Annotated in this window: 20 protein-coding genes and 1 tRNA gene; 11 read left to right on the plus strand and 10 right to left on the minus strand. The window is 60.6% G+C overall.

Going from position 1 to position 25,256, the window contains the following annotated elements:
- The first annotated feature begins 9 nt into the window (after positions 1-9).
- The 6 genes from tilS (at position 10) to serA (ending at position 9,246) form a co-directional block, all read left to right on the plus strand.
- A complete protein-coding gene (gene tilS / locus ACIPSK_RS29020; RefSeq protein ID WP_162118841.1) occupies positions 10-1,485 on the plus strand; it encodes a tRNA lysidine(34) synthetase TilS in 1,476 nt (491 codons plus the stop codon).
- Positions 1,486-1,581: 96 nt separating this feature from the next.
- Positions 1,582-3,513, plus strand: a complete 1,932-nt coding sequence (gene ftsH / locus ACIPSK_RS29025; RefSeq protein ID WP_017968095.1) for an ATP-dependent zinc metalloprotease FtsH — start codon at positions 1,582-1,584, stop codon at positions 3,511-3,513.
- 241 nt (positions 3,514-3,754) lie between these two features.
- Positions 3,755-5,107 carry a phosphoglucosamine mutase gene (gene glmM / locus ACIPSK_RS29030; protein WP_017968094.1) on the plus strand — a complete coding sequence of 451 codons (1,353 nt, stop codon included), beginning with the start codon at positions 3,755-3,757 and terminating at the stop codon, positions 5,105-5,107.
- A gap of 261 nt (positions 5,108-5,368) precedes the next feature.
- On the plus strand, positions 5,369-6,205 hold the full coding sequence (locus ACIPSK_RS29035) for an outer membrane protein (RefSeq protein ID WP_162118840.1): 837 nt from the start codon (positions 5,369-5,371) through the stop codon (positions 6,203-6,205).
- A gap of 186 nt (positions 6,206-6,391) precedes the next feature.
- On the plus strand, positions 6,392-7,570 hold the full coding sequence (locus ACIPSK_RS29040; RefSeq protein WP_446533088.1) for a phosphoserine transaminase: 1,179 nt from the start codon (positions 6,392-6,394) through the stop codon (positions 7,568-7,570).
- Positions 7,571-7,650: 80 nt separating this feature from the next.
- Positions 7,651-9,246: a phosphoglycerate dehydrogenase gene (gene serA / locus ACIPSK_RS29045; RefSeq protein WP_020486256.1), complete on the plus strand. Its 1,596-nt coding sequence runs from the start codon at positions 7,651-7,653 to the stop codon at positions 9,244-9,246.
- Between the two features lie 74 nt (positions 9,247-9,320).
- On the opposite strand, the gene ACIPSK_RS29050 is transcribed toward serA, so the two are convergent.
- Entirely contained in the window at positions 9,321-9,584 is a 264-nt protein-coding gene (locus ACIPSK_RS29050; protein WP_162118838.1) for a hypothetical protein, read from the minus strand.
- A 163-nt stretch (positions 9,585-9,747) separates the two neighbouring features.
- Here ACIPSK_RS29050 and ACIPSK_RS29055 point away from each other — a divergent pair, with 163 nt between their 5' ends.
- The 3 genes from ACIPSK_RS29055 to ACIPSK_RS29065 all read left to right on the plus strand — a co-directional run bounded on the left by ACIPSK_RS29055 (position 9,748) and on the right by ACIPSK_RS29065 (position 13,749).
- Positions 9,748-11,901, plus strand: coding sequence for a putative bifunctional diguanylate cyclase/phosphodiesterase (locus ACIPSK_RS29055; protein WP_162118837.1), 2,154 nt, complete (start codon positions 9,748-9,750; stop codon positions 11,899-11,901).
- A 436-nt stretch (positions 11,902-12,337) separates the two neighbouring features.
- Positions 12,338-13,537, plus strand: coding sequence for a tRNA 2-thiouridine(34) synthase MnmA (mnmA, locus tag ACIPSK_RS29060; protein WP_162118836.1), 1,200 nt, complete (start codon positions 12,338-12,340; stop codon positions 13,535-13,537).
- Between the two features lie 135 nt (positions 13,538-13,672).
- Positions 13,673-13,749: transfer RNA gene (locus ACIPSK_RS29065), tRNA-Met, on the plus strand.
- Positions 13,750-13,907: 158 nt separating this feature from the next.
- Here ACIPSK_RS29065 and ACIPSK_RS29070 read toward each other — a convergent pair.
- Positions 13,908-14,225, minus strand: coding sequence for a sunset domain-containing protein (locus ACIPSK_RS29070; protein WP_162118835.1), 318 nt, complete (start codon positions 14,223-14,225; stop codon positions 13,908-13,910).
- Between the two features lie 1,545 nt (positions 14,226-15,770).
- Here ACIPSK_RS29070 and ACIPSK_RS29075 point away from each other — a divergent pair.
- Positions 15,771-16,034, plus strand: coding sequence for a hypothetical protein (locus tag ACIPSK_RS29075; RefSeq protein ID WP_162118834.1), 264 nt, complete (start codon positions 15,771-15,773; stop codon positions 16,032-16,034).
- 698 nt (positions 16,035-16,732) lie between these two features.
- Here ACIPSK_RS29075 and ACIPSK_RS29080 read toward each other — a convergent pair.
- The 7 genes from ACIPSK_RS29080 to pobA form a co-directional block, all read right to left on the minus strand.
- On the minus strand, positions 16,733-17,566 hold the full coding sequence (locus ACIPSK_RS29080) for a VCBS domain-containing protein (protein ID WP_162118833.1): 834 nt from the start codon (positions 17,564-17,566) through the stop codon (positions 16,733-16,735).
- Between the two features lie 402 nt (positions 17,567-17,968).
- Positions 17,969-18,685 carry an ABC transporter ATP-binding protein gene (locus tag ACIPSK_RS29085; protein ID WP_162118832.1) on the minus strand — a complete coding sequence of 239 codons (717 nt, stop codon included), beginning with the start codon at positions 18,683-18,685 and terminating at the stop codon, positions 17,969-17,971.
- On the minus strand, positions 18,666-19,430 hold the full coding sequence (locus ACIPSK_RS29090) for an ABC transporter ATP-binding protein (RefSeq protein ID WP_162118831.1): 765 nt from the start codon (positions 19,428-19,430) through the stop codon (positions 18,666-18,668). Before ACIPSK_RS29090 ends, ACIPSK_RS29085 begins: the two co-directional genes overlap by 20 nt.
- On the minus strand, positions 19,427-20,431 hold the full coding sequence (locus tag ACIPSK_RS29095) for a branched-chain amino acid ABC transporter permease (protein ID WP_162118830.1): 1,005 nt from the start codon (positions 20,429-20,431) through the stop codon (positions 19,427-19,429). Before ACIPSK_RS29095 ends, ACIPSK_RS29090 begins: the two co-directional genes overlap by 4 nt.
- A gap of 1 nt (position 20,432) precedes the next feature.
- Complete coding sequence (locus tag ACIPSK_RS29100; protein ID WP_026154560.1) at positions 20,433-21,296, minus strand: branched-chain amino acid ABC transporter permease; 864 nt, start codon at positions 21,294-21,296, stop codon at positions 20,433-20,435.
- A gap of 75 nt (positions 21,297-21,371) precedes the next feature.
- Complete coding sequence (locus ACIPSK_RS29105) at positions 21,372-22,544, minus strand: ABC transporter substrate-binding protein (protein ID WP_162118829.1); 1,173 nt, start codon at positions 22,542-22,544, stop codon at positions 21,372-21,374.
- Between the two features lie 210 nt (positions 22,545-22,754).
- The gene (gene pobA / locus ACIPSK_RS29110; protein WP_162118828.1) at positions 22,755-23,927 is read right to left on the minus strand and encodes a 4-hydroxybenzoate 3-monooxygenase; all 1,173 of its coding nucleotides are present in this window, start codon (positions 23,925-23,927) and stop codon (positions 22,755-22,757) included.
- Positions 23,928-24,044: 117 nt separating this feature from the next.
- On the opposite strand from pobA, the gene ACIPSK_RS29115 reads away from it, so the two are divergent.
- A complete protein-coding gene (locus tag ACIPSK_RS29115; RefSeq protein ID WP_162118827.1) occupies positions 24,045-24,935 on the plus strand; it encodes a helix-turn-helix domain-containing protein in 891 nt (296 codons plus the stop codon).
- A 32-nt stretch (positions 24,936-24,967) separates the two neighbouring features.
- On the opposite strand, the gene ACIPSK_RS29120 is transcribed toward ACIPSK_RS29115, so the two are convergent.
- The gene (locus ACIPSK_RS29120; protein WP_162118858.1) at positions 24,968-25,246 is read right to left on the minus strand and encodes a hypothetical protein; all 279 of its coding nucleotides are present in this window, start codon (positions 25,244-25,246) and stop codon (positions 24,968-24,970) included.
- Between the last annotated feature and the right edge of the window lie 10 nt (positions 25,247-25,256).

Consider the following 25,256-nt stretch of genomic DNA (forward strand, 5'->3'; position numbering starts at 1 on the left):
GATTCCGGAATGTCTCCGGAAACCGCATCGCCTCAACGGGCGATCCTCCAGTTTCTTTCGTCGCTTCAAAGCCCCGCACGCATTCTCGTCGCGATATCGGGCGGCAGCGATTCCACCGGCCTGCTTCTTCTCCTCGATGAAGCCCTGAAGGCCGCACCCCATCTCAAGATTTCCCTTTGCGCTACAACCGTCGACCATGCGTTGCGCGCCGGCTCGGCAGACGAGGCGCGTGAAGTCGCAGCCCTCTGCACATCGCTTGGCATTCCCCACACCACCATGATCTGGGAGGGCGACAAGCCGAAAACCGGCATCATGGCGGCGGCCCGCGAGGCGCGCTATAGCCTGCTGGCAACCGCCGCCGAAAGTTTCGAAGCCGATCTCATCGTCACTGGCCATACGTTCGACGACCAGCGCGAAACACTGCAGATGCGGGGGATGCGAACGGAGCAGATTTCGACCGGCATTGCGGATGCGGTGCTTTTCAACCGGCGCTTCTGGATTTGGCGGCCGCTTCTCTTTTCCAGCCGGGCAGATATCCGCGCTTTCCTCAAGGAGCGGGGCGTGCCGTGGATCGATGATCCGAGCAACGAAGATGTGACCTATGAGCGCGTGCGGACACGCCGGAAGCTTTCGGCCGATGCAGGTGCCGAGAGGAATGTCCGCGCGGCTTGGGAAGCGCGGCTGGCTCTTTCGGCTAGGGGAGCAGAATGGCTGGATGGTCATTTCACGCTTCACGGCGGTCTACTCGGGCAGGTGACACCCGACGGGTTGAGGCAGGACCGGGCGGTCCTCGATTATGCACTCGGCCGTCTGACAGCCGTTTTCGGTGGGCTGCCGTTTGCACCGGGGAGGGCGCATATGGAGCATATCCTTGCATTTGTCACCGGCAGTGAGCCGGGACGGATGACCGTTGGCAGGGTGGTGTTCGATCTCAGGCGTGACGGGCTTTATTTGGCGCGCGAGAGCCGGGGGATATTGCCGCTGGTATTGCTGCCGGGAGAGGCTGGGGTTTGGGATGGCAGGTTCGGGGCCGTAAATAGGTCTGGAACGACTATAGAGGTGGAAGCCCAGGCCGGACACTCCCTCATTCCCGCCCTCGGGTCCAACCCGAGGGCCGTCACAGGAATCCAGCCACCGCGCGTCGGCGCGGTGAATGACTCAACAATGCGCGAAGAGTCTCCCGCGCCCAAGGACTTGGGCGCGCTGGATTCCCGTGACGAGCACAGGAATGAGGGAGGCTTGGGCAGGGACCTTCCCAAGGGTGCATGGAAGCGCGCCGTCGCTGCAGCGCCGGTTTTATCTGCCGAAGGAGCCCCTTTATCTGAGGAATCCGTCCGTAAGGTCGAACTGACGCCCTATTTCGCACCCTTCGACCGCTTTTTGACACGATTTGACTTCATCTTTGCCAATAGGCTTTCGGCGGTTTTCGCGACGGCGCCCTATGCGAGGCTGCCTTTAAGAAGTATTGACGGAAAAACCATCTGACCTGGGGTGTCGCCTTGGCAATCGTGCGGCGCAACCCTATGTTAGAAACGAATAAGACTGTCGCCATGAGGCGGCTGTTCCATGCTGGGGAGTTCAATGAACCCTAACTTACGTAATTTCGCCTTGTGGGCCATCATCGCGCTTCTGCTGATCGCCCTTTTCAGTATGTTCCAGACGGCGCCGGCACAGACGGGCTCCCGCGAAATCCCTTATTCGCAGTTTCTGCGTGAGGTCGATGCGGGCCGCGTGAAGGACGTCGTGGTCACCGGTAACCGGTTGACCGGGACATATCTGGAGAACAACAATACCTTCCAGACCTATTCGCCTGTGATCGACGACAGTCTGCTCGACCGCCTGCAGGGCAAGAACGTGGCCGTCACCGCGCGTCCCGAGACTGATGGTTCTTCCGGCTTCCTGAGCTATCTCGGCACGCTTTTGCCGATGCTTCTGATTCTCGGCGTCTGGCTGTTCTTCATGCGGCAGATGCAAGGCGGCTCGCGCGGTGCGATGGGCTTCGGCAAGTCCAAGGCCAAGCTCTTGACCGAAGCGCATGGCCGCGTGACTTTCGAAGACGTTGCCGGTGTCGACGAGGCCAAGCAGGATCTCGAGGAAATCGTCGAATTCCTGCGTGATCCGCAGAAGTTCCAGCGTCTCGGCGGCAAGATTCCGCGTGGCGTGCTGCTCGTCGGTCCTCCGGGTACCGGCAAGACGCTGCTCGCCCGCTCGGTCGCCGGCGAAGCCAATGTGCCCTTCTTCACCATTTCGGGCTCCGATTTCGTCGAAATGTTCGTCGGCGTCGGTGCAAGCCGCGTGCGCGATATGTTCGAGCAGGCCAAGAAGAATGCGCCCTGCATCATCTTCATCGACGAAATCGATGCCGTCGGCCGCCATCGCGGCGCCGGTCTCGGCGGCGGCAATGACGAACGCGAGCAGACGCTGAACCAGCTGCTGGTCGAAATGGACGGCTTCGAGGCGAATGAAGGCGTGATCCTGATCGCCGCCACCAACCGCCCCGACGTGCTCGATCCGGCGTTGCTGCGTCCCGGCCGTTTCGACCGTCAGGTCGTCGTGCCGAACCCCGACATCGTCGGCCGCGAGCGTATCCTCAAGGTACATGCCCGCAACGTTCCGCTGGCGCCGAATGTCGATCTCAAGATTCTCGCCCGCGGCACGCCCGGTTTTTCCGGCGCCGACCTGATGAACCTTGTCAACGAAGCCGCCCTCATGGCCGCCCGCCGCAACAAGCGCGTCGTCACCATGCAGGAATTCGAGGACGCCAAGGACAAGATCATGATGGGCGCCGAGCGCCGGTCCTCGGCGATGACCGAGGCGGAAAAGAAGCTCACCGCTTACCATGAGGCGGGACACGCCATCACCGCGCTCAATGTCGCCGTCGCCGATCCGCTGCACAAGGCGACGATCATTCCGCGCGGCCGTGCGCTCGGCATGGTCATGCAGCTTCCCGAGGGCGACCGCTACTCGATGAGCTACAAGTGGATGGTTTCGCGCCTCTGCATCATGATGGGCGGCCGCGTGGCCGAAGAGCTCACCTTCGGCAAAGAGAACATCACTTCGGGTGCCTCTTCCGACATCGAGCAGGCGACCAAACTCGCCCGCGCCATGGTCACGCAATGGGGCTTTTCCGATCAGCTTGGTCAGGTCGCCTATGGCGAGAACCAGCAGGAAGTCTTCCTCGGTCACTCGGTTTCGCAGTCGAAGAATGTTTCGGAGGCAACCGCGCAGAAGATCGACAATGAAGTGCGCCGCCTGATCGACGAAGCTTATACGCAGGCCCGCACGATCCTGACGGAAAAGCACGACGAATTCGTCGCCCTTGCCGAAGGTCTGCTCGAATACGAGACATTGACCGGCGAAGAGATCAAGGCGCTGATCCGCGGCGAAAAGCCTTCCCGCGATCTCGGCGATGATTCGCCGCCGAGCCGCGGCTCAGCCGTTCCGAAGGCCGGCGCACGGCCCGTCACCAAGGGCGACGAGCCCGAAGGCGGCCTCGAACCGCAGCCGCATTGAACAGCGGCACTACCTTGAAGAAGGCCGGATTTCCGAAATGGGAGATCCGGCTTTTTCAATTGGTAACGGGATATAATCATTTTTCTTGCTAATTTACGTGCTGATCGCCGCATTTTGTGGCATTCCGCTGAATTGAGGCAAGCATGAATCACGCTCGTGGATTGACGACAATTCACTGAAGCCGGATTCGCTCGGAACGGTGCGCTGCCTTGAATGGCGCGCGGAAAGCGCAGGAGTGCAGATGAAGAGACGCTATTTCGGTACGGACGGCATTCGCGGCCAGGCCAACGTCTTCCCTATGACGCCGGACCTCGCGATGCGGGTTGGCATCGCCGCAGGAACGATTTTCCGTAACGGCGCCCACCGTCATCGTGTAGTGATCGGCAAGGACACGCGGCTGTCAGGATACATGCTTGAGAATGCCCTCGTGGCCGGTTTTACCGCGGCCGGACTGGACGTGTTCCTGCTCGGCCCTATTCCGACACCCGCGGTTGCCATGCTGACGCGTTCCCTGCGATGCGATATTGGGGTGATGATTTCGGCCTCGCATAATCCGTTCCAAGACAATGGTATCAAACTTTTCGGTCCGGACGGCTACAAGCTCTCCGATGACATCGAAGCGCAGATCGAGGATCTGCTCGAGAAGGATCTATCGGGTCAGCTTGCCAAGGCTGAGGAAATCGGCCGAGCCAAGCGCGTCGATGGCGATATCTATCGCTATCTCGAGCACGTCAAACGCACGCTGCCGCGCGATGTCACGCTGCAGGGTCTCCGGATCGCCATCGATTGCGCCAATGGTGCCGCCTACAAGGTGGCGCCCGCCGTGCTCTGGGAACTCGGTGCCGAGGTCGTCACTATCGGCAACGAGCCGAGCGGCATCAACATCAACCTCAATTGTGGTTCCACCAGTCCCGTCGCGCTGCAGAAGAAGGTCGACGAGGTGCGCGCCGATATCGGCATCGCGCTCGACGGCGACGCGGACCGCGTCATCATCGTCGATGAAAACGGTTCGATCGTCGACGGCGACCAGTTGATGGCCGTCATCGCCGAAAGCTGGGCCGAGAGCCAGCAGCTGCGCGGTAATGGTATCGTTGCGACCGTCATGTCCAATCTCGGCCTCGAGCGCTTTCTCGATGAGCGCGGCATGGCGCTTGCCCGCACGCGGGTCGGCGACCGCTACGTCGTCGAGCATATGCGCCAGCACAATTACAATGTCGGTGGCGAGCAGTCGGGCCATATCGTGCTTTCGGATTACGGCACGACCGGCGACGGTCTCGTCGCGGCCCTGCAGATCCTGGCCGCAGTCAAACGCACCGGCCGGACCGTCAGCGAGGTCTGCCGTCGCTTCGAGCCGGTGCCGCAGCTGCTGCGCAATGTTCGCATCAGCGGTGGCAAGCCGCTGGAGGATATCCAGGTGCAGAAGGCGATCGCCGATGCCGAAGCCGAGCTTGCCAGGAACGGCCGCCTCGTCATCCGCCCCTCCGGCACCGAACCGCTGATCCGCGTCATGGCCGAAGGCGACGACCGCGCCCAGATCGAGCGCATCGTCAACGAGCTGATCGGCACCATCTCGAACGTCCGGACTGCCGCCTGATTTTTTCGGGGCGAGATGTCAAAAGCCGGTACGCAAGCGCCGGCTTTTGTTATGCATGCGCACTATTTTGAGCCGATCGCCGCGGCCATACCATCCCGATGAGCAAACCGATCTATGTTTCGGGCCGCCTTGATGCCTGGCATCAAGGTAAATAATCGTGGTTAAGCAGCTTTTAACGTTTCCCATTCATTATCCATCCCAAGCGTACCAGATTGGCAGCGACCGAGCCTGCCGACGCAACGGGATTTTGGAGTGGGATCCATGAAAAGAAGCTTGTCCGGCATCTTCGCCGCATTGTTGATCGCGACAAACGCCTATTCCGCGGACCTCGCCCCTGCCGAGCCTATCCCGGAGCAGCCGCCTGAGGTGACGGTCACCGAAGCGACCGGCTGGTACCTGCGCGGCGATGTCGGCTATGCCTTCACCGATCTGCGCGGCGCCCGCTATTTCCAGGGCAGCAACGCCACGGAGGTCGATTTCGACGACGCCGATCTGGACGATACATGGACTGTCGGCGGTGGTGTCGGTTACCAGATCAACAGCTATCTGCGCACCGATCTGACCTTCGACTATCTCACCCAGGCGGATTTCAACGGCTCGACGGTCGGGCAGTGCGGCTTTCCGCTGGTGGACTGCACCTCGAGCGACCGCTCTTCGCTGACAGCCTATACGCTGCTCGCCAACGCCTATGTCGATCTCGGCACTTACGGCTACGTCACGCCCTATGTCGGCGCCGGTATCGGCGGTTCTTACGTGAAGTGGAAGAACCTCAGCAACGTCGCCTGCGCCGATGACGGCAGCTTCTGCGACGACCAGGTCACCCATGGCGGCAAGGGTAACTGGCGCTTCACTTACGCGCTCATGGCCGGCGCTTCGATCGATGTGACCTGCAACATCAAAGCCGATGTCGGCTACCGTTACCTGCATATCGATGGCGGCAACATGTTCGGCTATGCCGACAATGGCGGCCCGGGCCGCGACAAGGGTCTGAGCGCCCACGAAGCCCGCGTCGGCGCCCGCTATCTCTTCGGCGGCTGCGCCCAGGCGAGCTACGAACCGCCGCCGGAAATCCCGCTGCAGCAGCCTGTCTACAAGTAAGTCCGATCCCCTGACATCTGAGCCGCCCCGACCGGGCGGCTTTTTCCTATTGCGGCCGTCCCGGCCTGCGTCAAAATATGTTCCGCCCGCGACACTTCGATCTTGACTATGACGGGCCGGGTCCATACACACGGCGGCGGGACACCCTTCCCCAACGAAGGGCTTTCTATCTGAGAGGATAGCATCATGGCGAAGACCGCAAAGCCGGACATCCGTCCGAGCAATACTCATTTTTCTTCTGGCCCCTGCTCGAAGCGCCCCGGTTGGTCGCTCGAAGCCCTTTCCGACGCGGCCCTTGGCCGTTCGCACCGCGCGAAGGTCGGCAAGGCCAAGCTCAAGCAGGCCATCGACCTTACCCGTGAAATTCTCGAAGTGCCGGCGGATTACCGCATCGGCATCGTTCCGGCGTCCGACACCGGCGCCGTCGAAATGGCGCTTTGGTCACTGCTCGGCGAACGCGGCGTCGACATGCTCGCCTGGGAAAGCTTCGGCGCCGGCTGGGTCACCGATGTCGTCAAGCAACTGAAGCTCAAGGATGTGCGCAAGCTCGAAGCCGGTTACGGCGAGCTTCCCGATCTGTCCGCCGTCGATTTCGACCGCGACGTCGTCTTCACCTGGAACGGCACCACCTCGGGCGTGCGCGTGCCGAATGCCGATTTCATCCCGGCCGACCGCAAGGGCCTGACGATCTGCGACGCCACCTCGGCGGCTTTCGCGCAGGCACTCGATTTCGCCAAGCTCGACGTCGTCACCTTCTCCTGGCAGAAAGTTCTGGGCGGCGAGGGTGCCCACGGCGTCATCATCCTTTCGCCGCGCGCCGTCGAGCGTCTGGTTACCTACACGCCGGCCTGGCCGCTGCCGAAGATCTTCCGGATGACTTCGGGCGGCAAGCTGACGGAGGGCATCTTCCAGGGTGAGACGATCAACACGCCGTCGATGCTCTGCGTCGAGGATTATATCGATGCGCTTGTCTGGGCGAAGCAGGTCGGCGGCCTCAAGGGGCTGATCGCGCGTGCCGATGCCAATGCCAAGGTCATCCACGATTTCGTCGCGGCAAACGACTGGATCGCCAATCTCGCCGTCAAGGCGGAGACGGCCTCCAACACCTCCGTCTGCCTGAAGATCGTCGACAAGGACATCGCAGCGCTTGACGACGACGGTCGGGCGAATTTTGCCAAGGGCCTGGTCGGCCTCCTGGAAAAGGAAGGTGTCGCCTATGACGTCGGCCACTACCGTGACGCGCCGTCGGGCCTGCGCATCTGGGCCGGCGCCACGATGGAGGCATCCGACATGCAGAAGCTGATGCCCTGGCTTTCCTGGGCCTTCGAAACACAGAAGGCGCAGCTCGCTCAGGCGACCGCCTGAGGTGATCGCATCCGGCTCCGCCATAGGGCGGAGCCCATTCCTGATTCATTCATCGCTGAACACTTTTGAAGGAGGCCATCATGGCACCTCGCGTTCTCGTATCCGACGAATTGTCGGAAACCGCCGTCCAGATTTTTCGCGACCGCGGCGTCGAAGTCGATTTCGAACCGCAGCTCGGCAAGGACAAAGACCGTCTGCTCGAAGTCATCGGCAAGTATGATGGCCTGGCCATCCGCTCCGCCACCAAGGTGACGGAAAAGATCATCGAGGCGGCGACGAACCTCAAGGTCGTCGGCCGTGCCGGTATCGGCGTCGACAATGTCGATATCCCGGCCGCCTCGCGCCGCGGCATCATCGTGATGAACACGCCCTTCGGCAACTCGATCACGACGGCCGAACACGCGATCGCGCTGATGTTCGCCGTCGCCCGCCAGCTTCCGGCAGCCGATACCTCGACGCAGGCCGGCAAGTGGGAGAAGTCGAAGTTCATGGGCGTCGAGATCACCGGCAAGACGCTCGGCGTTATCGGCGCCGGCAATATCGGCTCGATCGTCTGCGCCCGGGCCATCGGCCTCAAGATGCACGTCGTCGCCTACGATCCGTTCCTCTCCAAGGAGCGCGCCGAGGAGATGGGCGTCACCAAGGTCGAACTCGAAGAGCTGTTCGCCCGGGCCGATTTCATCACGCTGCATGTGCCGATGACCGACAAGACGCGCGGCATCCTCAACAAGGAAGCACTGGCAAAGACCAAGCCAGGCGTGCGCATCATCAACTGCGCCCGCGGCGGCCTGGTCGATGAGGCAGCGCTTGCCGAAGCGATCAAGTCGGGCCATGTCGCGGGTGCCGCCTTCGACGTGTTCGAGGTCGAACCCGCCAAGGAAAGCCCGCTCTTCGGCCTGCCGAACGTCGTCTGCACGCCGCATCTCGGCGCCTCGACGACCGAGGCGCAGGAGAACGTCGCTTTGCAGGTGGCCGAACAGATGGCGGATTACCTCGTCAATGGTGCGGTCTCCAACGCCATCAACATGCCGTCGATCACCGCTGAGGAAGCGCCGATCCTGAAGCCCTTCATCCGTCTTGCCGACGTTCTCGGCGCCTTCGTCGGCCAGGTCACCGAAGAGCCGATCAAGGAAATCGAAATCCTCTATGACGGCGTCACCGCCAACATGAACACGCGGGCACTGACGAGCGCCGTGCTCGCCGGCCTCATCCGCCCGCAGGTCGCCGACGTCAACATGGTTTCGGCGCCAATCATGATCAAGGAAAAGGGCATCGTGCTTTCCGAGGTCAAGCGCGACAAGACAGGCGTCTTCGACGGCTATATCAAGCTGACGGTGACCACCGAAAGCATGACACGCTCGGTGGCCGGCACGGTGTTTTCGGACGGCAAGCCGCGCTTCATCCAGATCAAGGGTATCAACCTCGATGCCGATGTCGGCTCGCACATGATCTACATCACCAATACGGACGTTCCCGGTATGATCGGCTTCATCGGCACGACGCTTGGCGCTGCCGGCGTCAACATCGCCAACTTCCAGCTCGGCCGCGACAAGCAGGGCGGCGACGCCATCGCGCTGCTCTATGTCGACGGCAAGGTTGATGACGCGGTGCTTGCTGAGTTGACCGCCCACCAGGCGGTACGCCAGGCAAAGCCGCTGACCTTCAATATCGATTGAGTCTTTCCTCCCAAGGAAATGAAAAACCCGGCGCTGGAAACGGCGCCGGGTTTTTTGCTGTTTCAGAAGATAAATTAATGGTGCCGGCGTTTCCGGCGGCGGATTTTGCCGAAACGGGCGGCATCGTCTTCAGCCTTGGTGCGGTGAAGGAAGGCGAGCCTGCTGCCGTCGAGGCCCTGGAAGAATTCATCCCAGGAAATCTCTTCCGGTTCCGAGGAAAAATCGACGCGGACGGTTTCGCTGTCCGGTGCGTTCTTGATGCGGGCGGGATGGCCGCCGCGCGCCTCGATCCAATGTCTGATTCTGCTGTAATCCGTCGTCGTGCCGAACCTGCCCATGAAACCCTCCTCAGCAATTCGAATGCGACATCGATCAGCCGCAACGCACGATCGACGGAATTGTTCCAGCGCGCCCAAATCATTTTATCGAGGGCCGAGATCGTGATGACAGACCGCCGCTTTGCACATTCTGAAGGCGGAAGCCTAAAGTTTAACCCTGAGTATGATTCTGATTTTATTTAACTTTTCTCGGTATACCCCTGGCATCGGCATCAACGGCACGCGAATTTCCATGGCCCCCTTGCAGAAGACCGAGCAGATCGAAGCATTAAACGACGACTTCCGGTCATTGTTTGCAACGCATCCGTCGCCGATGTGGGTCTATGATCCGACATCGCTGCGCTTTCTCATCGTCAACGAGGCGGCGGCGGCACTTTACGGCTACGGTGCGGACGAATACCGGCGCATGACGGTTCTGGATATTCGCCCTGAGCATGAGCGGGAACGGATGATCGACGCTGTCAGCGGTCGAACCGACATGGAAAAGGCGGAGCGCTGGGTTCACCTCAAGGCGAGTGGCGAGACCTTCGAAGTGCTGACCTATGGCCGAGAAGTGCGCTTCGAGGGCAGGGCCGCAATCCTGGCGATCGTGCAGGACCGCAGCGAGGTCAACGCCGCCAAACGCCAGATCAGCGATACACGCTCGCTTCTCGACAGCATCGTCGACAACCTGCCGGTCGGCGTCTTCGTCAAGGACATGGAAGCCGACGGGCTTTACATTCTCTTCAATGAGGCCTGCGGCGACATCGTCGGCATGCGGGCGGAGCACGTGGTCGGCCGAACCGACCGGGCGCTGTTTCCTCCCAGTCAGACAGACGCCTTCCGCGAGCAGGATCGCCGGGCCTTCGAAGCCAATACGGCGATCAGCTTCGAGGAGACCATGCTGCGCGCCGACGGTGCGCCGCGCCTCCTGCGCACCGTCAAGCGCGCCCTGCCGACGCCCGAGGGCCATTCGCCGCGTTATCTGCTCGGTATCTCGCAAGACGTGACGGAGGAGCGCGCCGTTGAGGCAAAGCTTGCCCATCTCGCTATGCATGATCCGCTCACCGGCCTGCCGAACCGGGCGGCATTTTCCATGCGTATCAACCAGCGGGCGGTCGAAGCGGCCGCCGACAGCCCGATTGCGCTGCTTTATATCGACGTCGATCACTTCAAGCATATCAACGACAGCAAGGGACACGCCGCCGGCGACGCGCTGCTTTGCCAGGTGTCGGAGCGGCTGCGTCAACTGGCGGAGGAGGGTGATCTTGTCGCCCGTCTTGGCGGCGACGAATTCGCCGTCGTGCTGGAGCTCGACGAGCCGGAGCGGGCAGTGCGTTTTGCGCAGCGGCTGCTCAAGGCGCTGAGCCGTGCCTTCGATCTCGACGGCGTCCGGGAGCACGTCACCTGCAGTATCGGCATCGCCTTGGCGCCCGATCATGCCGGCGACGCGGATGTGCTGATGCGGCACGCGGATCTTGCGCTCTATGCCGCCAAGGAGAGCGGACGCTCGACCTATCGTTTCTACGAGACGGAAATGCGGCTTGCCGCCGAGCGCCGGCACGTGATGACCGCCGAGCTGTGGGAAGCGCTGGAGAAGCGCCAGTTCGAGCTGCACTACCAGCCGATCGTGCGGCTCGACAATGACGGCATCGGCGGCTTCGAGGCGCTGATCCGATGGCGCCACCCCAAGCGCGGGCTGGTGGCGCCGATGGAATTCATTCCGCTTGCCGAGGAGACCGGCCTCATCGTCCCGATCGGCGACTGGGTGATCGGGGAAGCCTGCCGCGCGGCTGCCGGTTGGCCCGTTCATTTGAGGATCGCCGTCAATCTCTCCGTTAGCCAGTTTCGGCATGCGAGCCTGCTTTCGACCGTGGTGGCGGCGCTCGACGAGACGGGCCTCAATGCCGACCGGCTTGAAATCGAGATCACCGAGTCCGTATTCCTGACCGATGCCGACCAAAGCCTGCCGCTGCTGCGGGCATTGAAGGCGCTCGGCGTCCGCATCGCCATCGACGATTTCGGCACCGGCTATTCGTCGCTGAGCTATCTGAGGTCCTTCCCCTTCGACAAGATCAAGCTCGACCGCAGCTTCGTTTCGGGTATCGAGACGGATGCCGGCAATCTCGCCATCGTGCGCGCCGTCGTCGGCATCGGCTCCGGCTTCAATGCGACGACCCTGGCCGAAGGGATCGAGACGGAGGAGCAGTTGCAGAAGCTGCGCGCCGAAGGTTTCAGCGAGGTGCAGGGCTATCTGCTCGGCCGGCCTATGCCGCAGCACGAGGCGGAGGCGCTGATCCACGGCGGCGCTCTCAAGGCCGCTTCGTCACGCAGATAGAAGCGCTTGCTCTGATCAGCCGTCCGGCGCATGCCCCCTGGCGCTATCAAGCATTCGTCATTTTGAGAAAGGCGGCAGAAGCGGCATAATTGTCGTGGGCTGGAAAGGAGGATGTCTATGAAACGCTATTCATTCTCGATGATCGGACTGGCGCTCGTAACCGCCATTATCGCCAATCCGGGCATCGCATTCGCCTGCAACAAGCTGATCGGCACTTGAGCCGCACCCCCGCTTCCAAGGCGCGGCTTCGGCTGCGCCTTTCTTTGTACGGGAATGCGAAACGCTCAGGCGCCGAACGCCGCCCCTTGCGTCCAGGGACAATCCTTTCTATATCGGTGCCTCATCGAGAGACGGCGGCCGATCCCGCCGGAGATCAGCAATCCGCCGCAATTGCAGCGCAATGGCGGATCGTGACCCAAGCAGAATGGCACCATCGTTGAACACACTGGATTTTGACAAGAAGCCGGAAGAGACCCGTGTCGTCGTCGCCATGTCGGGCGGCGTCGATTCATCCGTCGTCGCCGGCCTTCTCAAACAGCAGGGTTACGATGTGCTCGGCATTACGCTGCAGCTTTACGATCATGGCGCCGCCGTTCACCGCGCCGGTTCCTGCTGCGCCGGCCAGGATATCGACGATGCGCGCCGCGTCTGTGAAACGCTCGGCATCCCACATTATGTGCTCGATTACGAAAAGCGCTTCCGCGAGACGGTGATCAATCCCTTCGCCGAGAGCTATGTGGCAGGCGAAACGCCGATCCCTTGCGTTTCCTGCAACCAGACCGTCAAATTCGCCGATCTGCTGGCGACCGCCAAGGAGCTTGGCGCCGATGCGCTGGCGACCGGTCACTATATCCGCTCGGGACTGAACCCTTCGCCGGACAATCCCGGCCGCCGCGCGCTTTTCCGCCCGGCCGATGCCGACCGCGACCAGAGCTATTTCCTCTTCGCCACGACGCAGGAACAGATCGATTATCTCCGCTTTCCCCTGGGCGGCCTGCCGAAGGCCGAAACTCGCAGGCTTGCTGAAGAGATGGGCCTCGTCGTTGCCAAGAAGGCCGACAGCCAGGACATCTGCTTCGTGCCGCAGGGCAAATATTCCGACGTCATCACCAAGCTGAAGCCGAATGCGGCGCTCGCCGGTGAGATCGTCCATCTCGATGGTCGCGTGCTCGGAACCCATGAGGGTATCCTGCATTTCACGATCGGCCAGCGCCGCGGAATCGGCATCGCTACCGGCGAACCGCTCTACGTCGTCTTTCTCGACGCCCGTTCGCGCCGGGTCATCGTCGGACCGAAGGAGGCGCTGGAAACGCACCGCGTCTACCTGCGCGACATCAACTGGCTGGGCGACGAGACACTTCAGGAAGCCGCGTCCGGCAAGGGCTTTGCCTGTTACGCCAAGGTCCGCTCGACACGGGCGCCGGCGCCCGCCGTGCTGCATGTCGATGCAACAGGCACCTATGTCGACCTGACGGTCGGCGAGGCGGGCATCGCACCCGGCCAGGCCTGCGCGCTTTATTCGGCCCCCGGCGACAACTCCCGCGTCTTCGGCGGCGGTTTCATCGAACGCTCCGAGCGCGAGCCTTCGGCGGAAGCCTGCCTGAAGGCCCTTTTGGCCAACCCCGTCGCCGCTTGAAATCCATCGGAACGGGAGGCGGCTAAAGCCCACCGTTTTTCTCGATCATGCGCTTGACACAAAGCCGAAGCGCACCTTATAAGCCGCTCATCCCACGAACCGGCATCGCTTCGCGAGCGGGTATCGTTGACCAGTGGCGGAGTAGCTCAGTAGGTCAGAGCAGAGGAATCATAATCCTTGTGTCGGGGGTTCAAATCCCTCCTCCGCTACCAGTCAAGCCGAAGTAAAATCAATATCTTATCGGCTGATTGCTGCCCTTTGGTGGCTGGTTCTATGTCGCGCAACCTACGACAAATTACCATTGATTTTCAATGGTCGCAAGCTCGTGACGGCTACTCTGCGCGACACGAGTGCGACATGCGATGAAGCACTACGCTTTCGATTTCCGCCAGCCGGTCGCCCAAGCTTCAAGTTCCGAGCAGAACCACCGCTCGCCATACTGGGGGCTGATCCTCGTCTGTGCGTAGCATTTCTGCTCCGGCACGTGGAAGATGCGCTCGCCCGTGTCGATGGAGATGTTGCCCTTGATCCTGCACGACAGTCCGGAGCCGCCAGAAGAGCTCAATGAGGCAAGCAAGTCGCTCGCGGTCCAGCCGCCGGCCGCACCAAACGCGAGAGCTCCAATGAGCAAACCCGGTGCCCTGAACAGCACCGATTTCTTCTGCGGATTGCGATAACCCGGACGCACGCCCCCATCTCCGCCATGTCACGCGAAAGATCGTAACCGCGTTGGCGCACGGCGAACCAAGCGGCCGGCCCCTCGTCCGCGATCAGCGCCTCTATCGATTCACGGACCTCGGCAGGCATCGATGGAGCGGCGAGCGCATAGGAAGACAGTCGGCTGCAAATCCCGAACGATTCGGTTTTTGTCCTCGTCACCATAGCGCTCGGCAACGCGCATCGATGTCGCTGGTGGACCTTAAAACTATACAACCAGAGACAGAAAAATCGCCCGTTAAATCCTAGGGTAGTTTTCAATTCATTGGTCTGATAATTTTCGTTGGTCCGCCTTTACTCAATCCAACAAGGCGCAACAGTGGAGATCGTGATGACCGATAACTCTAAGACTCCTCCCGCCAAGAAGACAATCCAAGACCCACCCGAATACGCGGCTGGTCGCATGGGCACCGGCAACATAACTCGTGATTGGTTGGGCGGGCCGCAAAACGGAGAGGAAGCCACTTATCAGCAGAACGGGCAGCAAGTCGTAGTGCCCACCGGAACCGGCGATCGGACGAAGGAGACGGCAGGTACAAAAGACTGGTTGGGCGGGCCGCAAAACGGAGCCGAAGCGCCTGGCTCCAAGGAGAGTGGTCCGACAGGCTCGGGGAAAGTGCAGGGCGAAGGGGCAAGAAACCCCCAAACCGGCGAACAAATTGCAAGAAACCCCCAAACGGGAGAGTAGCAGCCGATACTGCTGCGACTTCGCTGTGCCCCACGCGGCGTCGGCGGATGACAGGGCTTCATAAAAGTCCTTACGGGTTAGCCCGATATCGGCGGCGGTTGGCGGGCGTTCCCTCTCGGAACGCCCGTTGGCGCCGTCCTTTGCCCGGCGACTTCGCCCCGCTCTTGCGCCGCGTCATATTCATCGGCGAGCTGCCGTTTGACGTTGGGAAATATAGGGCCATTGATGTATTCAAGGCATCGATCCCTTGTTTACCAGCTTGGGAAACATTCAAAGGCATCGACGCTGGAATGTTTGCAACGCTGGCAAACTTAAAGCCGGGCGGTTGTCGCTGAGATCGCCGAGACCGAGCCGGATGCTAGCAAAAGCCGGCGGCGGTCCCTGAAGAGGAATTTGCGGGGCGGGAGGCGAATGCCCCTGAGATTCGCATGACAACGGCGGATGAAAGCGCACCAGACGGCGCTGCATGTCCGTCGGGTGATGCGGGGGTCTCCCAGGTGTTTTTCGGTGCTTTATCAATGGACGGGAAATATACGTATGTGAGTTGGCAGCTGCCATCGAAGATGTGAATGGCTGATCATCTTACCCGAAGCGAAGGTTGCGCCCCGAGGTTGAAATCATACGTCAGTTCCTCTTTGATGTCAGGGGCGATCATTGCTCTGTAGCCCGGAGACTGCGATGGATATGACCACCCCCAGCGGACGCCTTTTTGGCCTGTCCTCCTAATGCTCTGAGTGTTGCTGGTGATCCTGATCTTTAGCGCCGTGCGTCGGGCGTTGAGTGCAGACCCAAAGGACGATGATCGGTCCCGCGTGCAGGATCGTTCACGTGGACGCATGGCCGGGTATCTCCTCGAAAACGACAGGCGGAATAGGGCCATGGCCCAGGCTGTCGAGGCCAAAGGCCAAGTCCTATTTCGCGCGCCGCATCGGCAAAATCCATCTCGCAGTGCTGGCCATCTTCATCGTGACAACCTTGTTTCTGGCGATCTGGAATCTCTATGAGGCCAAGATCCAACGGACATCTCAAATCAAAGTCACATCGCCGTTGCAGTCTGATTTGGTGGCAGCCGCTATATTCCGCGAAATGTGACCCCCGCCGGATTTCGTCAGCGTCAAAAAAATCTCCGGATGAGATAGCGAGCGGGCTGCCAGCCTTTGGCGGGTTCAATCGCCCTCTCCAAAAGAAGGTTCCCTTCCGCAAATTTGGTCAGCTTTCGAGCCGTTGCGGACCACAGGTCAATTGCTCATAGTTCGCCAGCAAGTGCCACCATAGTTCCGGGGCTAAGAATTCACCAAAAGTTTTCCCTTCCACGCTTGAGTAATCAGCGTAGAATTCTGTGCTCTGGGGCGGAATGTTCGGGAGGCGTCGATGACTTTCCCACCTTCAACAGCGTCCATGGTGCCCTTCGCAGTTGTCTTGGTTGGCCTTTGCGCGGCGAGGGGACCAAACCCGTTGCGCCCTGAGCTGCAGCATTTCCGCCAACGCTGAGGACAGGCCTATTTGTAGAGCGTCAGAAGCAATAGAGGGATCTTTGTCGCCCAAAGGTGAGATGCGACAGCGATAATAATAGCCCATACGGCAAGCGAGAACATGACCGCCGCTAACCTGATCCCGACTGGCTGCATCATTTCCTCCATCCCAGCATAACGGTGCCTCCTCGCACGATCCTATGCTAGCAAGACGCAGGCCCGTCAGCTATCGCAAGATTTTGGTATCAGATAGCTACAGCAGCGCGCGCTTGGCGAAGGTGCAAAGATTCCGGCGATACGATGCCCTTTCCCCCTTCGTCAAACGATGAAATGAAAATTGTCGTATTGCGCGCCGTAATAATCCGGGCCGCTCGTTTCGGTGATGACGGGCTCCGTGTCGAGGATGAGATAGTCGATTTCGCCGTAGGCGCTAAGATCGATCACTTGCGGGTCATGAATGCTGTCGGCGGTGACGTTGACCGTGACCAAGAAGACGGTATCGCCGTTTAGACGACCTTCGATTGTCAGAACGTTGTCATAGTCCGATGTGCCGTTTGCGACGCTGAATTGCTCGATCTGAAAGTGACCGCCATCGGCGGCTTGGATGGGTGTCCAGAACACGCCTCCTCCCAGATAGTGGTTGCCATCCGCTTCCTCCCGCACAGTCGCGTCGTCACCATCGTGCCAGGCGCCCCAATCGAAGCCTTTGTAGCCCGTCGGGAAGTCGTGGTTGCCGACATCCTCGAAATTCACGAAGATGTTGCCGTGTTCCGGCAAGTCGACCGCGATATTGAGCAGGCCGAAGTCGGTGGCGCCCTTGCCATCCGAGACCTTGAAATTGAACTGGTCGACGAGTTGGTCTCCCGGGCCGAGCGCTGATACCACCGGGTTGGTATGATCGAGCTCGTATGTGTAATTGCCGTTGGAATAGACGGTCAGAGTGCCATATTTTCCCTCGACTGTGGTGGTCGTGGCAGGCCCGTTCGGATCGGCCGGTTGCGGAATTCGCTGTCCATTGACGAAGTTGAGACGCACCTGGTCTCCGTCGGCATCCGTGGAACTGGTATTGTCCAGAATGTTGCCGTCGATCGGGTTGTCGACGTTGAAAATAGGCTGGTATACGTCACCTGCGACCGGCTTGTGGTTTGCCATTTCTACCTCCCGTGTGATTTTCTGTTCGACTATGCAACCCTATAGGGTATCTGGCAACCGAAATAGATGGAGCGTCAGAGCAATTCCGCCCGTCGGCGCCACAAATTCCGGTCGATTACAGCTCAACTATTCAAGTAAAGGGAGCGCATAAACGTCGTTCCTCTATATGAACGAGGATTTACGTCTTGTCTTACGTTGCTGCCGTTTTATCGATCATGGTGTTTCTCGCCTTTTCAGGCGATCCATCAATTCGGCCAGCGGAAAACTTTCAGGATAATCATGACGGGTCAATCATGACCTCGTCATGACGATATACTGCGTGAATTGCTCGGTGGGTTCAGCGCAATCTTGAAGGCGAAAGGGGAGCAATCAGCAGAGCCCGGGCTTCTGCCGACCATCCCATTAATGCAGGCCGCCGACCCCGAGCAGGCTCTCGATAGCCTGGTGATCCCTGGTGAGATTTTCCGGCGTTCCGGTCCACGCCAGTCTGCCGCGTTCGAGGATGACGACCTGATCGGCGAAATCGAGCGCGCTCTGGATGCGCTGCTCGACCAGCAGGATGGTCATGTCTCCCGTCTTGGCAAGGTCGGCGAAGGCCGCCATCAGTTCCTCGCAGATAACGGGCGCAAGGCCCTCCAGCGGTTCGTCAAGGAGCAGGACGGAGGGGCGACCGAGAATGGTGCGAGCCGTGGAGAGCATCTGCTGCTCGCCGCCAGAAAGCTGGCTGCCGAGGTTGCGGCGGCGCTCTTTCAGGCGCGGGAACATCGCATAGGCTTCCTCCAGCGCCGTTTTCGGCCGCGCCTTCAAGCCGACGAAAAGGTTTTCTTCGACCGTCAGCGTCGGGAAGACACAGCGTGCCTGGGGCACATATCCGAGGCCTTGATGCGCGCGTGCAGCACTCGGTGCCGTCGTGACATCCGAACCGCCGAGGCGGATGCTGCCCTCGTATCGCCTGGTCTGGCCGGCAAGCGTTGCGAGCAGCGTGGTCTTGCCCATGCCGTTGCGGCCGAGCACGGCAAGCCGGGCACCTGCCGGCACGGAGAAGGAAATGCCTTCGAGCACTCTCGTCGGCCCATATCCGGCCGACAGGTTGTCGACCTCAAGCGACAGGGCTGGCATTGGCATAGCTCCCGAGATAGGCCTCGCGCACGCGCGCATCCTTGGTGACGTCTTCCGGCAGGCCATCGAAGATGATCGCGCCTGATGCAAGCACGATGACGCGTCTGGCAAAACGGAAGACGAGATCCATGTCATGTTCGATCATCAGCACGGCGAGATCGGCGGGCAGATCGGCCAGCGCCTGCTCGATGCGGCCGGTATCGCTTTGCGGCACGCCGGCTGCGGGTTCGTCGAGCAACAGCACTTTCGGCTTCAGCGCCAGCGCCACGGCGATCTCGAGAAGCCGCTGCTGGCCATAGGCGATTTCGCTGACCTTGCGATGCATCAGGAAAGCCAGCCCGAGTTTTCCAAGGAGATCATCAACCTCGGCCATGACGTCGGGCATACGCAGGAAATTGCCGAACATGTGCCCGGTCTTTCCATCGCGTTGAAGGACGGCAAGTCCCACATGTTCGGCCGGCGTCATGTCCTGGAAGAGCCGCGTCACCTGAAAGGAGCGGACAAGACCGCGTCTGACCCTGCCGATCGCATCGAGCTTCGTCACCAACTCGCCACCCAGGCGAACCTCGCCGGAATTGGGAGAGAGATTACCGGTCACGAGGTTGACGAAGGTGGTCTTGCCGGCGCCGTTCGGGCCGATCAGCGCGATGCGATCGCCAGGTGACATCGTCAGCGAGACATTATTGGTGACGGCAAGGCCGCCAAAGGCTTTCTTGAGATTGGCGACTTCGAAGACCGGGCTCATGAGCGTTGCTCCCTGCGGCGGCCGATGAAGGTCGCTGCAGTGCCATAGAGACCTTTGGGCGCAAAGAGCACGACGGCGATCAGCAGCGCGCCGACCATGGTCAGCCAATGGAAGGGATTGGCGGCGGAGACATAGTCCTCGAAGAGCATGAAGATGACAGTGCCGGAAAGTGCCCCGAAGAGAGAACCGGTGCCGCCGAGCACCAGCATGACAAGCGCTTCGGCCGACTGCGTGAAAGACAGGCTGTCGAGGCCGACGACCTGTGTCGAGATCGCATTCATGGCGCCGCCGACACCGGCAACGGCACCTGATATCGCGTACATCCTGATCAGAGCTGCCTTCGGCGAAGCGCCCATGGCGCGGATGCGCAGCGGATCCTGCTTGATGGCGCGGCAGAGCATGCCGAAGGGCGAGCGGACCAGGACCCTCAGCAGCACGAAGACGATCAGCAGCAGCGCCATTCCGAAGAAGAAGGCGGTGTGACCGTAGAGATCGAATTCGAAGAGGCCGAAGACCGGGTCCGGCGCGATGCCGGAAAGTCCATCGCTGCCGCCTGTCCAGGACGAGGCCTTGTTGGCGAATTCATGGAAGAGGTTGATCAGTGCAATCGACAGCACCAGCTGCGGCAGCCCATGCGCACGCAGGATGATGGCCCCGCAGAGCAGCCCGGCAACCGCGCCGCCGGCGACGCCGGCCAGCATCATCAGCAGCGGATCATTGATGCCGTAATGCGCCGACAGGATCCCGGCGGCATAGGCGCCGGAGCCGAAAAGTGCTGCATGGCCAAGCGTTGCGACGCCGCAATAACCGGTCACGAGATCGAGCGACAGGACGAGCAGCGCGATCGTGATAATCCGGCTCAGAAGGGCGAGATTATCGGGGAAGGTGAAATAGCCGATGGCGGCAATGGCTACGATGACCGCTATTCCGATAAGATCGCGGGTGATGAACCCGCGACGATGCTGGAGAGGCCCGGTTTCGTCATTCATGACAAGCGCCATCCTATTTCACCCTTCCGGCAAGGCCGCGGGGGAAGACGCAGATGATGGCGATCACGGCGAGATAGAAGAAGAATTCGCCGAATTCCGGCATCAGATACCGTCCTGTCGTATCGATCGCGCCCAGCAGCAGGCAGGCGATCAGGGCGCCCGGAATGGAACCCGCGCCGCCGACGGAGACGACGACCAGGAAGGTCACCATGTAGCGCAGTGCGTAATAGGGTTCGACGGGCAGGAGTTCGGCGCCGACCACGCCGCCGAAGGCGGCAAGCCCGACGGCAACGGCAAAGCTTACCGCATAGATGACCTCGGTGCGCACGCCGAGTGCCGCAGCCATCGCCGCATCATCGACGGAGGCACGCAGCTTGACGCCGAAGGTCGTCCTGTCGATCGTAAACCAGAGGGCGAGCGCCACGGCGAGGCCGCAGAGGATGACGAAAAGCCGGTGAACGGGAATGGTGCGAAAGCCGAGATCGGCCGATCCTTGCAGCGCAGCGGGCAGCGGTATGGTCTTCAGCGTCGGCCCCATGACATAATTGGCGATGCCGATGACGCAGAAGGTGATGCCGATCGTCATCAGCACCTGGGTCAATTCCGGCGCGCCATAGATCCGGCGGTAGAGAAAACGTTCGATCGGAATGGCGACGATGATCGTGATGACAACGGCAGCGATGACCGCCGCAGCATAACCGAGGCCGAGGTCGCGGGCGACATAGGAGGCGATGTAGCCGCCGATCATCGCGAAGGCGCCATGGGCCAGGTTGACGACACGCATCAGCCCCATGGTCACCGAAAGGCCGATCGATATCACGAAGAGCACCATGCCATAGGCAAAGGCGTCGACGGCTATGCTGAAGACTGTCTGCATTGACATCCCTTGCTTCGATGCGGCGGGCTCGGCCTGATCGCAGGCCAAGCCCGTCACCGGTCTTGATGCTCGATGTTACTTGACGGCTGCAAGGCCCGGATCGCCCTGCTTCTCGAAGGTCTGAATCTCCTTGTTGATGTAGGTCCCGTCACCGGCCTTGACGACTTCGCGCAGATAGATGTTCTGCGTGATGTGGCGGCTTTCCGGATCGATCGAAACCGGGCCGCGCGGGCTTTTCCAGGCAAGGCCCTTGACCGCATCGACGGCCTTCTCAGCATCCTGTTTGCCGCCTGTCGCCTCGATCATCTTGTAGATGACATACATGCCGTCATAGGCGCTGACTGAGGGGAAGGAGAGTTCGGCCTTGTTGCCGATTGCTTTGGTCGCCGCCTCGACGAAAGCCTTGTTCTCGGGAGAATCGTGCGACACGGCGTAGTGGAAGGTCGTCTGGATGCCGAGTGCCGCATCGCCGAGCGCCGGCAGATCGGATTCCTGGGTCAGATCGCCCGGCGCGAAGAACTTGATGCCGGCAGCCTTCAGGCCATTGTCGTTATAAGCCTTGACGAAGCCGAGCGTCGTCGGGCCTGACGGCAGGAAGGCGAACACGCCCTCAGCGCCGGAATCCTTGATGCGCTGCATGATCGGGCTGAAGTCGTTGGTCGCAAGCGGCATGCGGATCGCCTCGACGACCTGGCCGCCGGCCTTTTCGAAGCCGGTCTTGAAGGCGTTCTCGGCGTCGATACCGGGGCCGTAATCGCTGACGACCGAAATCACCTTCTTGACGCCGGCGTCGAAGGCGACCTTGGCGATCGGCGTCGATGTCTGCCAGGTGGTAAACGAGGTGCGGACGACGAGCGGGCTTTTGGTCACGATCGCCGAGGTGGCGGCGTTCATGATAACCATCGGCACATTGCCCTGCTTCAGGATCGGCGTCACCGCCATGGCATCGGGCGTGAAGTAGAAGCCTGTGAGATACTGGACCTTTTCCTTGACGATCAGTTCCTGCGCCAGCGCCTTGGATTGGGCGGGATCGGCCTGCGGCACGTCGCGATAGACGATTTCCACCGTATCGCTGCCGACCTTGTTGCCGTTGACCGCCATATAGGCGTCGATGCCGGCCTTGAAGTTCTTGCCTTGGAGCGCGAACGGACCGGAGAACGGACCGATGACCCCGACTTTGATGGTGTCGGCATAGGCGCTCGTGCCCACGACGACGGCCGCAATGGCGGCCAGAAATAGCTTCTTCATTCTCTCTCTCCCTTTTTTGGCGCACTCCAGCGCCGTATTCGTTAGCTGCGAGAAATTTAGCGCCAACCTGTCATGCGAAATGGTGATGTAAAATGAAATAAGTGCCGTAATCCATAACTGTACAATTATGATTGTGGCTCGAAGAGCGGAACTATCGGCGGCCCGTTCTACGGTCGAATTTTGGTCCATGGCCCACCTCAGACACTTCTATCAGAATGGCAGTCCCACATAATTCTCCGCAAGCACCGTCGAGGCGGCGCGGGAATGGGTGAGATAGTCGAGCTCCGCCTCCTGGATCTTCTGGTCAAAATCCCCGGTATCCGGAAAGCGATGCATCATCGTCGTCATCCACCAGGAAAACCGCACGGCTTTCCACACGCGGGCGAGCGCCTTCTGCGAGTAAGCGTCGATGCCACTATTCGAGCCTTCGCGGTAATGCTCGATCAGCCCGGAGAAAAGATAATGAACGTCGCTGGCCGCGAGGTTCAGTCCCTTGGCGCCGGTCGGAGGGACGATATGGGCGGCGTCGCCGACCAGGAAAAGCCGGTCGAAACGCATCGGCTCGGCAACGAAGGAGCGTAGCGGCGCGATCGATTTCTCGAAGGACGGCGCGGTCGCCAAAGCCTCGGCGTGATGCACCGGCAGACGCCGTCTCAGTTCGTCCCAGAAGCGATCGTCGCTCCAGTCCTCGATCTTCTCGTCGAGCGCGCATTGAATGTAGTAGCGGCTGCGGGTGGCCGAGCGCATCGAACAGAGCGCAAAGCCCCTTGGATGGTTGGCGTAGATCAACTCATGGCTGACAGGCGCCACGTCGGCAAGGACCCCCAGCCAGCCAAAGGGATAGACCTTCTCGAAACTCCTGATCGCACGTTCAGGGATGGCCTTGCGGCTGGCGCCGTGAAAGCCGTCGCAGCCGGCGATGAAGTCACAATCGATGCGGTTGGCAACACCGTCTTTCACATAGGTGACGAAGGGTGAATGGCCGTCGAAGTCATGCGGCGCGATGTCGACGGCATCATAAATCGACAGGGAGCCGCTTTCTTCGCGCCGCTCCATGAGATCGCGCGTCACTTCGGTCTGTCCATAAACCGTGACGCGCCTGCCGCCGGTCAGTTCGTGCAGGTCGATGCGATGGTCGCGGCCGTCGAAGGCCAGCGAGAAACCGTCATGCAGCAGGCCTTCGGCATGCAGCCTCGCGCCTGATTTGGCCTGATCCAGCAGCCCGACGGTGCCTTCCTCCAGAACGCCGGCACGAACCCGGCCGAGGATGTAATCCTTGTTCACACGATCGAGAATGACATTGTCGATGCCGGCTTCGGTCAGAAGCTGGCCGAGCAGCAGGCCGGATGGTCCCGAACCGATGATGGCGACCTGAGTTCGCAAATGCTTCCTCCCTGCATTTTTGCGTTTTGCCAGATTCTGTCGTGTTGTCTCTGTCGCAGCAATGGACATTCCGGCCGAAAAATTGGACTAATCGAACATTAGTGCGGGAGCAGCCCCATGAGCAGACATGTCCCTACCTACGAACTCTACGGTGAGAATACCGGGCGAAAGCCCGATTTTTGGTTGCATTGCGAAACAATTCGCTCCCGCAGCAGCTTGCATCACTGGGAGATTCGACCGCACCGTCACGAGAGTTTCTTTCAGATATTGTACATCGAAGGCGGGTCGGGCGATGCGATCTTCGGCGAAAACAGCCATGCCATCCGCCCCCCGGCCATCATCACCGTGCCGCCCGGGCTCAACCATGGCTTTCGTTTTTCACGCGATATCGACGGCCTGGTGATCACCCTGTTGAGATCCCATCTCAGCCATCCGCCCGGCGACCGAAGCCACCTCGGCGAATGGTTTGCGACGCCGCATCTGACGCCGCTCGATCCCGATCATGCCGAGGCCGCCTATGTCATGCAGACGTTGAAGCGGCTGGGCGACGAATTCGAAAACCGCCGCAGCGGCCGCAACGAGGCGTTGGCCGCCTATGTCGCGTTGGCGCTGCGGCTGACGGCGAGGATTTCCCATGAGGGGAATACGCAGGAGCTTCCGCCAAACGAGAACGAGCGGCGGATGGAAATGCTGAGCGAGCTCATTCAGCAACATTTTCGATCACACAAGCCCGCGTCCTTCTACGCCAGGGAGCTTGGGCTTTCCCCGACGCATCTCACCCGTATCGTCCGGTCGATGACCGGCAATACTCCTCATGAATTGATCGCCGGCAAACTCGTTGAGGAGGCGAAACGCCAGCTGGTTTTTACGCTGGGCAGCGTTCAGGAGATCGGATTTCGGCTCGGCTTTGCCGACCCCGCCTATTTCTCGCGCTTCTTCGTTAAATACACCGGAGAAACGCCGCGGGTCTGGCGCATGAAGGAGAAGGTTCGGCTTGAAGGTGTATAGGCCACCCGCAATGGTTGCGGCGCGCAACTGCCCTACCAGGCTTTGGCGCCCTCTTCCGTGTTGCGGGCGCGTTCGCCGCCGCGGGTCTCGTATGCGTCTCGTTCCTCAGCTGACTTGACGGCATCGTCTGAGCCATCGCGCTGGGCTTCGGGCGTCATGTAGAAGGCGAGCACCTCTTCCAGCCGGGCGGCGGTAAGCGTGGCAGCGAAACTTTTCATGTCGTTTCCTCGGTCGACGGCCTTGAAGCTTGCCTTAGATGCATAGCTTACGATGCGGCCTTCAAGGAACAGTGCGCCGATGGTTTTCACCAACTTTAGACGT

The sequence above is a fragment of the Rhizobium sp. LARHSG275 genome (genome assembly GCF_052871115.1).